Origin of the sequence: Pseudoalteromonas luteoviolacea CPMOR-1 (assembly GCF_001625685.1) — a bacterium.
In the GTDB taxonomy this organism is placed as follows: Bacteria; Pseudomonadota; Gammaproteobacteria; order Enterobacterales; family Alteromonadaceae; genus Pseudoalteromonas; species Pseudoalteromonas luteoviolacea_K.
The window spans coordinates 1-13709 of the sequence record NZ_AUYC01000036.1; the positions used below are offsets into that span (position 1 = coordinate 1).

Genomic DNA, 13709 nt, shown 5'->3' on the forward strand with positions numbered 1-13709 from the left:
GAAGGGGGAGTGGGCGTTGTCCGTGAGTTTGTTTGCTTGGGTTAGCATATAGATGGCTTTGAACTGAGATCCTAGAAATCAATTGCAACCTTACCCTCGTCATCCTGACGAACGTCAGGATCCATTTTGCAGAGGTGCTGGGTTCAGCTACAATCCCAACCCTTGTCATCCTGACGAAGGTCAGGAACCATTTTGCAAAGGTATTAGGTTCAGCTGCAATCTCACCCTAGTCATTCTGGCGAACGTCAGAATCCACTTTGCAGAGGTGTTAGTTTTAATCATGTATTTGTTGGTAGCAGCAGTCTTCAACTATACATTTTGTCGCGTTGGCGACGGCAACCAAAAATGGGCTGACGCTGGCGCCTCGGGTGCGACTGTCGCTCTGGTGTAACTCCCCCCTGATTAGCAATAGCTAATTATTGGTGTTGTAAATTCCTCTCGAATATAAACAGGCGATGTTGGCGTGTAAAAAGCATATTAAACATGTTTGATAGAGTTCTTATCATTTGGCGTATTGAATTTTATAATTGAGCCATTATTTATAATGCAATAGTTTTCTTTGACTTTAAAAAGAGTTGGAGGGGCAGTTTTCAACAATAGTTAAGGTAAAAATGAAGGCAAATAAATGTTGGGGTAGAAATAAGAGCTTGGTAGCGTGTGGGCGAAGGGGCGAGTGGAGATTATTTTGCGAGGATCACAAATATCAATGGTTAGTCGCTCTACTCTTCTTTATTTTTACTGTTGTAGCGGGAAGTGCGTCTATCTACTCGGTATTTTCACCAGATCCTGTAGCCCATGACCAGAGCAGCTCATTAAGTAATAAAGTATCCGGTGATTCTTCATCTAGCCCTATTAAGGAAAGTGAAAATGTTCCTGGATTCAATAACGTAGAAAAGCAACTTAATAGAGCGAAAATTGAAGGGTTGGAATATACACAGGCAAGTAGCAGTACTTTTGTCGCTAAATTGTTTGTTAAATCCTCTCTTGAAGAGGTGATTTATGGCGGGGATGCCTTATTTGCATTTACATCAGTTACCCCAGTTAAATCTATAAATGAAGAATATGTATTTGAAGCCGGTAAATGTAGATTCATTGGTAAAGGAAAAGAGTTTTATATTGATAGAGGGTATTCAAGGATTGATATCAAACTTATTAATTGTGTGGATGACTCTAGAAATAGCTTTGGTATTGATGCTGAACAGTTGGGCCTCCATAGAATTGGTTACTTATCTATGGCAGGAAAACCAGGTAATCCTAATGTTCGTTTTATTGCAGATGGGAATATACATACCCTAGAAACAAATATAAATTATTTGATAAATATGGATGTACCTATCACTTCGCTTCCGAAAAACGGAAAGTCCTTTGAGCGTTGGTAGGTTTTTAATAAAAACGATGGAGCTTTGGGAGCGTATGCAATGCGAAGTGGGGTAACCCAAAAGCCTGCATCAATCGTTTGGAAAACGAGCAGTATATTTATTTAAATAAAAATGTGATTTTTGTGGGAGTTGGCAATTAAGAGGAAGGCTGTGGGCAAGGCTAAAATCCTGTTTTTGAAAATTGCAAAAATGTAAAAGTAGGAGTTTCAAACTTTGTTTTTACTCTCACGTTCAAAATTAAGGTTTTTGCTATTTTGTCTCAAACTTTTTTTGAGATTAACTCCTTTTAAAACCATGTGCTTAAGTTGCAAACTTTATTCGAAAATGACACCTGGTTGTCGGGATAAATCCTGACATGGTTTTTAATTTGAAAACCGCCTTAAGAGATTTAGGCGGTTTTTTTGTGGGTGGTTTTTGGGGTTCTTATTTTCGTCACCCAGACGGAGGTCAGGATCCATTTTTCAGAGGTATCGGGTCTAGCTGCAATCTCACCCTCGTCATCCTGACGAATGTCAGGATCCATTTTGCAGAGGTATCGGGTCTAGCTGCAATCTCACCCTCGTCATCCTGACGAATGTCAGGATCCATTTTGCAGAGGTGTCAGGTTCAGCTGTAATCTCACCCTCGTCATTCTGAAGAAGGTCAGGATCTATGTGTGTCAATGCAATCAGGTTAACAATAGTTAAGATGTCGACAGCAGCCTTCAACTAAACATTTTGTCGCGTTGGCGACGGCAACCAAAGAGGTATTGGTGCTGGTGCCTCAGGTGCGACCTTTGCTCAGGGTTCTCCCAGCGCCCCGTTATCACGCTTAATCTTCAAATAATCAATTGATGAAGGTGCAAAATATACGTTACGAAGCAAGGTTACTTTTGCGCAAGGTGAAATGAGCAACTAACACAAATATCAAAAAGTACTGATGAGCACATCCATGTGCCAGCGTGGCTTGGCTCGCATCCATGCGAGCGCATTACTCATCAATTGCTTATTTTCAGGCGTGATAGAAGGGGGATTGGGCGTTGTCTGTGTGGCTGTTTAATTGAGTTTGGGTATGGATGAGTCTTAGGCTGATGAGATGCTCTAGGATTAAACTGCAATCTTACCCTCGTCATCCTGACGAAGGTCAGGAGCCATTTTGCAGAGGCATTAGGTTCAGCTGTAATCTCACCCTCGTCATCCTGACGAACGTCAGGACCCATTTTGCAAAGGTATTAGGTTCAGCTGCAATCTCGCCTTCGTCATCCTGATGAAGGTCAGGATTCATTTTTTTGAGCAATCATGCATTTGTTGGTAATTGCAGCCTCCAATTAAACATTTTGTCGCGTTGGCGACGGCAACCAAAGAGGTATTGGCGCTGGTGCCTCAGGTGCGACCTTTGCTCAGGATTCTCCCAGCGCCCCGTTATCACGCTTAATCTTCAAATAATCAATTGATGAAGGTGCAAAATATACGTTACGAAGCAAGGTTACTTTTGCGCAAGGTGAAATGAGCAACTAACACAAATATCAAAAAGTACTGATTAGCACATCCATGTGCTAGTGTGGCTTGGCTCGCATCCATGCGAGCGCATTACCCATCAATTGCTTATTTTCAGGCGTGATAGAAGGGGAGTAGAGGTGTCTGTCGGTTTGTTGTGATGGTTGAAAAGTATTTGACTCGGCTTCTAGTCAATTACCTCATACTGCTTTTGAAAAATACCCCACTGACTAACCCATTTTCCCCTGCTCCCATCCCTCCCCATTTCATGTATCATCGTCATATCAACCACTTAGCACAGCTATTCATGTCAAAATTAACTGCGAAGCAGAACATCAATGCAATCGTGACGGCGATAAAAGTCGAAGAGGCATCACTGAGGGCGCGTTACCCTATTCTTAAGTGGCAAAACGGTATTGCCATGGTCATTTTGCTGTTGTCATTGTGTTCATTTATTGGCGTTGCGGCGCTGTATTATGTGGCGGCGATACCTGTGTGGATGTGCATTATTTTAGTGGCTTTGATTACCTCCATTGCTCATGAGCTGGAGCATGATTTGCTCCACAAGCAGTATTTTAGTCAGCGCCCGTTTGTACGTAATTTTATGATGTTAAGCGTATGGTTGATGAGGCCAAATACGGTGAACCCTTGGTATCGTCGGAAGATACATCTACACCATCATAAAGTGTCTGGTACTTCGCAGGATTTAGAAGAGCGTTTAGTGGGCAATGGCATTCAATCGCCTTTTTTACGGGCGGTGGTGATCCTCGACGGACTGCTTGGGCTACTTATTAATTCAAAGCGCTTTAGTAAAGAAATTCGTGGCTTTAAGTTTTTTCGGGTCTTTAATGCAGGCGCGCCGCTGGCAACGGCTTACTTTGGGATTTTGTATGGGATGATTGCTTACTATGCACTGCAATTTGTGATGCCATTCACATTGCCCGCATGGGGGGCAGAGCTACTGGCGGTAGCTGAGTTTTTAATGGTGGTATTGATTGTGCCCAACATGATCCGCTCAGCGTCGTTGAATTTGATCACTTCTTCCATGCATTATTATGGCGGTGTGACGAATGTATTGGAGCAAACCCATGTTATAACCAGCCGCTGGTTTTTACCTTTTCAATTATTTTGCTTTGATTTTGGTCGCACACATACCATTCATCATTTTGTGCCAAATCAGCCCTTTTATATTCGACAAGTGATCAGTCAAAAAATACGCCCAGTGATGGCAAAACATGGCGTCCGCTTTGATGATTTACATAGTTTAAGGCATGCAAATAGGTATTTGGCGAAGGGAGAGTGAGGGGGTTGGGGAGTTTAGGTGGGCTACGGCTAAAATGGCTCACTTCACCTTGCGCAAAGAGAATGTCTTTCAGGGGGCTTAATTATAAAATAATTATCAAACTTTACTTAAGGGGGTTGGTTAATATCGTGTAAAAATAAGTGGCTGCTTAGCGTAATAAAATATGTGTTTTTAAAAGTAGTCGTGAAAATTGAATCGCTTTGAATATAAAAAGTTATTTTGTAGATTGAAGTTAAATTTATATTCTTTATTTTTATAACGTCCTTTTTTAATAGCTATGCTGGGCACTGTATGAGGTGATTTAATTAAGTGCTATATAGGGATAGAGTCTATCTATATGACGAGTTAGGGGGCGTAAAAATACAGTATAAGAGGAAGGAAGTAGCAAGAGCAACCAATAGGTTGCCCTTACTAAGTTAAAGTTATGCTGATTAAGGTTTTACCCTTTTAATAATAAAATCACCATTGTCGTAGTTTGAATCGGTGCGATGAATTAATATAGTAACAGTGCCATCTTCATTCATCAGTAGTTCTCTTGTCGAGTATATATAACCATAGTCTTCGGTATTTAATGACAGTGTCGATGTGATTTCGAGCTGTTGATTAAAGCCGAACAGTGTATCTGTGTGGTACGATGTTGTAGCCGCAACGGTGTAAAAAGTACCATCTTTAGCCTGCACTAATGAGCGGTTGCCATATTGGGTGTAACGCGCTTCTGAAGGCAGGTTTCCGTCGACAATTGTTTCTCCTGTGGGGGAGATGAGTGCAAAACTAACATCGTCACCTTGGCCAATAATGGCATAGTTATTGTCATTGACTTGAGCTGCTATGACTGTAAAGCCAAGAGATGTTTGGTTTGAATCTTTGTACCAGTGAACCTTTGGTTGTAGGTTTTCATCAAGAACCGTGAATGTAGTTCCATAACGAGCACCATTGCTATAGCCACCTAATACCATTAAGTTGTTATCAGGGCTGGTTACTAACACTCTTGATGAACGAACAGGGTTACCATTTGCATCTGGTAATATGATCGGCTCTGATACTAGCGAAGTGTTAAAGTCAAATGAACGTAAGCTCCATTCTACAGTATCTTGGATCCCTTGCTCATTTGTGGCAACCTCATGACTAACAAAGTAAATTTTATTGTGTGCGAGTGTAAAACCAAAGTAATGCACTTCGTTTTCAGTGCCCGTTGAGAATGTTTTTTCCCACAGCTTTTGGCCATTGGCATCCAGTTTTGTGACAATGCCCGGTCCACTAGTTACTGGGTGTCCCGCAGCAATGATGGAACCATCTTCTAACTCAAAGATTCTTTCAAAAGAATAGGCTGCCGTGAAATATTCCCACACCACTTTGCCTTGCTCATCCAACTTAATAAGCCAGTCACTGCCTCTTGGGCCTATCTCTGAACTTAATTCGTGCGAATTTGTTGAGGCTAAAATGATGTATCCGCCGCCTTGTGCTGGCATGATATCTTGGACTCTTTCATCATTACTACCACCCATTGTTACCGAGAATACGCCAGCATCTAACCTTTGCACTTCTCCGCTGAAACCTTGCGTGCCATCAGGGTTAATGGTGCTTACTCTCCAGAAGTACACATTTGGTTCTTTTTGCAAAGTAATTGAATTACTGTCTAGGGTTTCAGAAGTTAAAATGGTATTAAAGTCCTCGAATAAAGAAACCTCTAATAGGTAACTTTGAGCGAACTCGACTTTGTCCCAGCTTAGCTCTATTTCTTGCAGCAAGTTCTTTGATGTGCTTTTCTGTTGATAGTTTGTAGGTGCATCAAGTAGTGAGTAGTTCACATTTATTGTGAAAGTAGGAAGTACTGTTGAAGCGGTGCCGTCAGTCACGGATAAAGTGACATCACTGTATATGCCTGTGTTGAGGTTACCAGCTGTGCCTTTGATTTCACCGGTGACAGGGTCAAGTGACAACCATTCTGGTAGGTTCTTAACAGAAAAAGTGAGGTTATCTTGGTCAGCATCGAATGATGTAGGTTGAAATACATATTCTTCATCAGCGTAAATTTCTGTTGAAGGTGAGCCACTGAGGGTCGGCGCATCATTTACAGGGGTAACATCCAGAGAAACCCTAACAGTTTGGCTTTCTACTTGTTTTTGTGAGAGTTTAAACTCAAACTCGTCTGTACCATTAAAATCATTATTAGGAATATAAGTAATATTTGGGTAATCGAGTATCAATATACCTGATGTGACATCTGATAATAGATCAAATGAAATGGGGATATTTTCACCAAGGGGAGCGTTACTCTCAATTGCAATCTCTATTGCAGAGTCTTCTGCGACAGATAAAGTTTGATCATTTACCGTAAAATCAGTGATGAATTGGTTGGAATCGTCTTTGTCAACGATGCCGTCGTTATCATCATCTTCATCTTGGTTGTTTACTAGCCCGTCCAGATCTGAGTCTAAAAATTCATTGATATCAGGTACTTCATATCCGGTGTGACCATCAAGCCAGGCCATAATATTTTGTAGAACACTGGTCGGGTCAATGTATCTTTGTGTCTGCTGAATAGCGGTGAGTCTGGCTGTATCATCTACCTTCCCATCTGTACCAAAGTCATTTTCTAACTCGTTTAATATTGCGGTTAGAGCGGCTTCTGGCGATGTCTTATCGGTGTCTGCGGTATCGATAGCGTGTTGATATAGCATTGATGACAGCGTGAGAAAGTATGCATTTGCTTCAGCGTTGTCACCTTTATAAATAGATAAGTTTGAAAAGCTTTCTTCTTTAGGGTGAGTGATAACTGATTTAAAGTTAGCGCTAAATTCTTCTTCAGCTTTTTTAATAGCAGCATTAAAATCTGACTCACCTGCTTTTATTAACTCCAATACGCGATTACTGGTAATATGTGTTAATAAATTCACGTTGGCATTTTGCTGTTGTTCACTTGAAGCTTTATAAATACTTCTTAGAGTCAGTTGCCCTTCTGAAAGCCCTCCAGTGATTTCGTTTCTGTAAAATCCTGATGCGGTGATCTGGATAATAGAATCGGCAGGTACCTTGAATTCAAAGTTACCTAAATCATCCGTTGTTTTAGTTACGATCGTGGAGTCGGTATTTTCACCTTTTTCATTCAGGATATTAATCGTAACAGAAGAGCCAATAACGAACGGTCCTTTCTCTACACTACCAGTAATAGTGACGCTGGCATCTTGTGCTTGAGAACTGGTTTGATTGGCGATATTACTTTTATTGTCTGAACCACCACTTCCACAGGCAGTCAGTCCTATTAAAGAGATTAACAATAAAGTAGCTTGATTTACTTTTTTCACAAAAGTTCCTTATTTAAAAGCTTTAATATTGGGAGATTTTATTAGATTAGTTGGGATAAGCACATCAATGTGGCTAGAACTTTAAAATTATTTTTATAGTATTTTTAGTAAGATAAAAGATTATATTGCTGTGATTTTATCAATATATATAACTCTAATCAAATTAAGGGAACAAAACTATAACTGTGTAGATTCGATATGGTTATTGTATTTTTTTTGTATGACAAGGTTAATTTTTTTGTTCAATTGTGTTTGTTTTGGTGGTTTTGTTAAGTTGTTTTTAAGTGTGTTTCTTTTTTTTACTATTTTCTTGTCGTTCGCAGTCATAATCCCTTTTCAACAAGACCGTTTAAAGTAGTGAGTGTGATTAAAATGGCTTACTTCACTTTGCGCAAAGAAAATGTCCTTGCTTCACTCGTAGTCATGTTTACTTTTCAGTAAGACCGATTCAGTAGTGAAAGTGGTTAAAATAGCTCACTTCACCTTGCGCAAAGAGAATGTCCTCGCTGCGCTCGCAGTCATAAACCCTTTGCACGTATTCACCTTGCAGCTGGTACGATGAGTTGCTACTCTCGAATTAAATAATCATAACTTGAGGCAAGATCATGCAGGAGTTTTTCGAAAAGTTTGCAATTAACACGAAAATTAATGTCGTATGGGGTGAAATGGATGCATTAGGGCATGTGAATAACGTGTCGTACTTCCGTTATTTCGAAACCGCGCGAATTGATTTTTTAAAGCAAACTGGTTTGCTCTCTATTTTATCTGAGCCCAGTCATAGTCCTGTGCTGCGTGATACTTATGCGCAATACAAACGACCCGTTACTTTTCCTGACACTCTGCATGTTGGCTCATACATTACCGACATCAAAGAAGACCGTTTTACCATGCGCTACGAGGCATTTAGCGAGTCGCAGCAAGCAACTTGCACAACTGGGTATGCCACGGTGGTGATGTTTAACATGAAAACAGGACAAAAAGCGGCCATTCCAAATGATATGCTCGTAATTTTGAAGCAATATGAGATGGAATCTAAGGGAGTAGAATAATGCGAATTCGCTTTTTGAAGTCAGCAAGCCCTGTTAAGGCGTAAAGGGCTATTTGTGAGATCAGAGCAATGAATATGAATAAGCGTTTACCCTGGTCTTTGGTTATAAAGTGGGCGTGGTTAACATTGCTCACTCCACCTTGCGCAAAGAGAATGTCCTCGCTGCGCTCGTAGTCATAAACCCTTTTCAATAAGACCATTTAAAGTAGTGAAGGTGGTTAAAATAGCTCATTTCACCTTGCGCAAAAGTAATCTTGGTTCGCAAGATGTATTTTGCACTAATGCACAGTAATCGGGTGGTCATTGACGACTAAAGATTGACCGTTCTTTTGGGCGCGCTGAAAGCTCGATATTAAAACATCATTGGACAAGGTATTGATGTCGTCAACTTCCTCAACCATACAAAATGTGATGGAGTCCCACCCTAAATTTTTAATAAAGTTTTTAAGGGTATGGATATTCTCTTCGTAGTTTTTATCGGTGGTGAGTAGACCGATAGAGTGTTTATTGCCGAGTTTGTATTTACTTTGATCTGTGGTCGAGTATTTTGCGTAGCCGCTCAAAACATACACGGTATTTGTGTTTTCATTCATGGTGGTGACATCACTCAATAGCAAGTTTGTACTTAGTAAATTTTTAATGCATTTTTCAAACCAAGTTTATTAAGTTCATCGATATTATTTATCTATTCCACGAAAACAGCGGATAAAAAGTCAGTTTCTATTTGCCATCAGTTGCCAGTCTCAATCAAGGTGTCAATTTTTTGCTTATGGAGTATAGGAGGAACCGCTTGTTGGAATGTAGGCAAATTAATAGGCCCAAAACAGCTTAACCCTACTCAGAAATCTTTATTTTAATAATCAATGTAATTTTTTTTTATGGTGAGTGTAAGCGCTAACTATAAGTTAAGTGGTCCTCTTAATTTATAGATAAGTGAAAATTGTCAGTGTTGTTTGACTTCATTATTTCGAGTCCAAATTTAAAAAAGCTTTTAATAAACATAATGTGTGGTACATTGTTACCATGGTAACAATGTTGTGGTGGGTTATTTAAATGGAAAAGAGAATTAAGCAAGAGAAGTTGGAAAGAGTACAAACTGGCCTAAGAATGGAGAAGAGATTAGTTAAAGTTCTAAAAGCAACTGCTGAACTATACGATATGAGTTTAGGTGAAATGATAGAGAGCATTGCACTACATGCATTTGATGGAGCGCCGGCCTTTGAAGAAGATGCCATAAAAAAAATATCAAAATTCAAAGAGATTTATGGACTTGAATACGAGCGTCATGATTCGCGTCTATTTCAAAAAAATAATGAGAAGTGAGCCTTTGTTATTTTCTTGGAGGAAGTGTGGATATAACAACGTGGGTATTATTTTGTGTAGCTGAGCTTATCTTATGTATTTCTCCTGGTCCGGCTGTATTTTATGTCGTCTCTCATGGAGTAAGTTCGGGATTCAAAGCCAGTATTTTAGCTGCACTAGGAGTGGTTGGCGGAAGTGCGATATATTTTTTGATATCTGCAACAGGAATTAATACTATGCTCTCATCTTCAGATACCTTTTTCTTATTTGTGAAATGGGCAGGCGCAGCATATTTACTATGGATAGGTATAAATCTATTTCTAGAAAAACGTGACCCTAATAAAGTTCAAGGCTTAAATTCAGTATCTGCTCACAAAGCATTTAAAGGGGGGTTGTTTATAGAGCTATCAAATCCTAAAACACTGCTGTTTTTTGTTGCGGTTTTGCCTCAATTTATTGATGATTCAAAACCATTTCTACCTCAATTATTGATTTTAGGTCTGACTAGTATTGTCATTGAATTATTGTGTTTGTTGTTATATGCCCAGTTAAGCAGCAAAGTAAATGAAAAGGTGACGAGTGAATCTGTGACAGTGGTAATGAATAAATTAAGTGCAGTGATGTTGATTTCAATTGGTGTAAGTTTAACACTCATGAGCAAATAACTGGAGATGTATGAAGATTACTACAGTGCAAACTGAACGCCTTATTTTACGCCAGTGGCATGAAAAGGACTTTGAACACTACGCTATTTTTTACCAAAATAATTTAGATGCTAAATATGTAGGTGGTCAGAAAGATAGAGAAGGCGCATGGCGTAACTTAACTATGTTGATTGGGCACTGGCAACTTAATGAGTTTGGTTATTATGCTGTAGAAGAAAAATCGACGAAGAAGTTTGTAGGATGTGTGGGGCTTTGGAAGTCACCAGCTTGGCCTGAATTAGAGTTAGGGTATTGGTTGGTTTCTGAAGCCCGCGGTAAAGGTTATGCGCACGAGGCTGGACAGCAATGCCTTGAGCTGGCGAGAGACAGCTTGAAAGCAAAAAGCTTGGTGAGTTATATCGACCCTAGAAACAACGCATCCAAAAAGGTTGCTCTAAGTCTTGGTGCACGATACGAAGACACTATTACGCTTCATACCCATGGACCACACTGCGTATTTCGTTATTTTTAACACCGCTAAACTTAAGTATCGAGATAAAGTGCTTCGGGCCATAGCAAAGTTGCTGAATAGCATAGATCCCCGTTCTGATTTTGTGCTTACAAAATCATAAAAATAACGAGTAGTAACCTGAGTTAATTGTATTGGTGATTTATGGTAATGCTAATCTGCTCTCCTTGGCATTGCCAATAGGTTCGATAAACGTCGAAAACAGCCAATAAAATTCTTGAGTATTTAAGCTTTATCTAGGTTCGTTTCTGCAGGCGCTTTTTGGATTTGTGTAATAAAGGCCATAGCGGCCTTTTTGCGTGCACTAAATTTGAAAGTGCTCAACAACGTCAATTTTAATTCCGGCAGGGTCTTGTAAAATAAAGTGACGTTGTCCCCACTGTTCTTCTTTATAGTGTAGTGAAATGTCTAGTTCTTGCGTTTGTGCATAAGTATAAGCTGCACGAGCATCTTCGACTTCTAGTGTTATCACATAACCATCCTGCTCCATTTGGGATTGCAGAAAATCCGGTTGAGAAGGATGATTTGGATGTAAAAAACCCAATTGAACACCTGAACTTGGCTGCACTAAGTGTAAGTAAAACCCTTCTTGATAAAAAACAGTATTAAACCCAAACACGCTATGGTAATAGTCTTGTATTGCGTGAAGTTTTGGCGTGACCATCATCGGGAACATTGCTTGTATTTCAATCATATATATACCTTTGCTTGATTGTGTTGATGCCACATATACTGTGTTATGTTGTTTTGTTTTTATTGTATAAAACGGACAAGTTTCGGAATTTTTGCGGGGTGACACCTGCAAAGCGTTTAAAATCCTTAATAAAGTGTGCTTGATCAAAGTAGCTTTCCTGCCAAGCTGGGGTTTCGGGTGTAATCAACAGTGCTTTTAATGCATGTTGAAAGCGTAGAACTTGAGTGAAGCTTTTTGGGGAAAGGCCTAGGTGAGTACTCGTTAGACGACGCAATTGGCGTGCTGAGATCCCGAATTCGCTACATTGCTTGTCTGATAAACTCATTTGGGTATTTAAGTGTGATTGGCTAAATCGGATGAAGTTTATCAGCCTTGGATCCAATTTTGGCAGTTTAACTTCTTGTAATAGCAAATGAGATAAAGCTTTGCATCGAGATGAAAAGTGTATGTTGGACTGTAAAATTTCAAATGTATTTTCAACCAAGTCCAATGGTAATAAATCTGCTGCATCAATGGCGCTATAGGCTGCCCAGTCACCCAAAGGTGCTTTGCATAAACTTGTGTGCCCAAGTAAGTTAAAGCGAATACCAAAAAACTGTGCAGGTCCCTCAAACTCAAAAGTATTGGCACTGGTAAAAGGTGCGATAAGCGTATTATCGGCAAAAGAACTGAGGTTAATTATCCAATCTACGCAGTTGTCCGGAACACTATGGAATGCAAATTGCCCTAGTGGGGTATGTATCTGCCAAAACTGATCCACCCAACGGCAGAGGGGGTATGGCGCTTGCAGTGTCTGGTACTGTTTTGTGCTGGTTACTATTCCTTGAACTGGGTGGTAGTTAAGTTCGAGCATATGTTCTTAATTATGGGTTGATTGACAAATAATATTGGCTCGTATGTCAACAGAGCTAAGCAACGGATACTATACGGTACAAGATAACATGAATTTTGTATCAATGGGGTCAATACCGTTGGTTCAGCTTTCCAACTTTTTGTTGTGATTAGCATATTTATAGCTAAGAAAAGTGACACCGTCGCTGAGTATTTTATGAGGGGGATACCGCTAAACTATGCATTCAGGATATGCTCTTTTTGGCTTACGCACATAGGTAATCCACTCCTGCGCTCACCTTTAAAGCGCATACCGCCTTCTGCTACTGTTTTTTACCCAATTCTATCCACAGCGCTTTATCATCAACCTGTGTGGACTGAGATAGAAACGGATTATCTATGGTTAATATCGTTTTATTGTCCCACTTGCTCAGAGGGAATAGATGCTGAGTCGTAGGGTGAGTTTGCATATATTTATCAAAGCTGCCATCTTTGATTGCCAGCATTAAACCCGACTGCAAATCATTGATAAGCTGCGTGTTATCTTTGTGGGTAAAAAAATACATAGGAAACCGATAGTGCAAAATAACATCATCAAAGACCATTAATTTGGGCATGATTTGTTGCCGGCTTTCTACTTCTGAGAAGGCCTCATTAATCCCCCTGGGAAAGGCTTTGCATCTATCGGCATATACTTGCTTAAACATGTTTTCATATACAACATTGGTGATCACGCTCAGGCCAGCGGCGAGCATGATGTCTGTATCAGGCCAGTGTTGGCCCTGACACAAAGTCATATTCTTTAGCGATTTTATAGATTTGATTTGAGAAAATAACTGTTCATTATCTTGATGAATGGTAAACACGCGATATCCGAGTAACCCTTTAATCAGGGGGATAGGCACCACGCCTAACTCAGATTCTCTTTGCTGATTGGTACCAGCCCAGTATAAGTCAATTAATCGATTAGACTGTAATTCAAAGAGCGCTCTGTCCTGCACCATATAAGGTGAAAATTGAATTCTAATTGGTTTGTTGAGTTTATCGAATGCCAGCTCAATGAGCCCAACATAGTAATTGTGGGTACTATCATGTTCAGACTGACTGCCCCGAACGCGTATCGTCTCGGTGGCAATGGACGTATAGCTTACCAGCAATAACCAAATAAGTATGAGCTTGTACATTGGTCTCTCATCGTT

General features: G+C 40.0%; 11 protein-coding genes. 6 read left to right on the forward strand and 5 right to left on the reverse strand.

Translation table 11 applies throughout. The features are described from left to right. The first annotated feature begins 611 nt into the window (after positions 1-611). Positions 612-1379: a hypothetical protein gene (locus tag N473_RS16120; RefSeq protein WP_063368818.1), complete on the forward strand. Its 768-nt coding sequence runs from the start codon at positions 612-614 to the stop codon at positions 1377-1379. Positions 1380-3161: 1782 nt separating this feature from the next. After that, positions 3162-4157 (forward strand): fatty acid desaturase, encoded by a 996-nt coding sequence (locus N473_RS16125; protein WP_063368855.1) that lies wholly within the window; start codon positions 3162-3164, stop codon positions 4155-4157. A 431-nt stretch (positions 4158-4588) separates the two neighbouring features. Here the strand turns inward: N473_RS16125 and N473_RS16130 are convergent, their stop codons facing one another. Next, a complete protein-coding gene (locus N473_RS16130) occupies positions 4589-7462 on the reverse strand; it encodes a putative Ig domain-containing protein (protein WP_063368819.1) in 2874 nt (957 codons plus the stop codon). Positions 7463-8067: 605 nt separating this feature from the next. On the opposite strand from N473_RS16130, the gene N473_RS16135 reads away from it, so the two are divergent. Next, positions 8068-8511, forward strand: coding sequence for an acyl-CoA thioesterase (locus N473_RS16135; RefSeq protein WP_063368820.1), 444 nt, complete (start codon positions 8068-8070; stop codon positions 8509-8511). A 277-nt stretch (positions 8512-8788) separates the two neighbouring features. Here N473_RS16135 and N473_RS16145 read toward each other — a convergent pair whose 3' ends face one another. Beyond that, positions 8789-9103 (reverse strand): hypothetical protein, encoded by a 315-nt coding sequence (locus tag N473_RS16145; RefSeq protein ID WP_063368822.1) that lies wholly within the window; start codon positions 9101-9103, stop codon positions 8789-8791. A gap of 460 nt (positions 9104-9563) precedes the next feature. Between N473_RS16145 and N473_RS16150 the strand changes: the two genes are divergently transcribed. Genes N473_RS16150 through N473_RS16160 form a run of 3 tightly spaced genes read left to right on the forward strand, consistent with a single transcriptional unit; the run spans position 9564 to position 10988 of the window. Continuing rightward, positions 9564-9833: a hypothetical protein gene (locus N473_RS16150; protein WP_063368823.1), complete on the forward strand. Its 270-nt coding sequence runs from the start codon at positions 9564-9566 to the stop codon at positions 9831-9833. A gap of 26 nt (positions 9834-9859) precedes the next feature. After that, on the forward strand, positions 9860-10477 hold the full coding sequence (locus N473_RS16155; protein ID WP_063368824.1) for a LysE family translocator: 618 nt from the start codon (positions 9860-9862) through the stop codon (positions 10475-10477). 10 nt (positions 10478-10487) lie between these two features. Continuing rightward, positions 10488-10988, forward strand: a complete 501-nt coding sequence (locus N473_RS16160; protein WP_063368825.1) for a GNAT family N-acetyltransferase — start codon at positions 10488-10490, stop codon at positions 10986-10988. Positions 10989-11289: 301 nt separating this feature from the next. On the opposite strand, the gene N473_RS16165 is transcribed toward N473_RS16160, so the two are convergent. From N473_RS16165 to N473_RS16175, 3 genes are all read right to left on the reverse strand, one after another. Further along, entirely contained in the window at positions 11290-11679 is a 390-nt protein-coding gene (locus tag N473_RS16165; RefSeq protein WP_063368826.1) for a VOC family protein, read from the reverse strand. Positions 11680-11722: 43 nt separating this feature from the next. Next, positions 11723-12532 carry a helix-turn-helix domain-containing protein gene (locus N473_RS16170; RefSeq protein ID WP_063368827.1) on the reverse strand — a complete coding sequence of 270 codons (810 nt, stop codon included), beginning with the start codon at positions 12530-12532 and terminating at the stop codon, positions 11723-11725. A 301-nt stretch (positions 12533-12833) separates the two neighbouring features. After that, a complete protein-coding gene (locus N473_RS16175; protein ID WP_063368828.1) occupies positions 12834-13694 on the reverse strand; it encodes a hypothetical protein in 861 nt (286 codons plus the stop codon). Positions 13695-13709 lie beyond the last annotated feature (15 nt).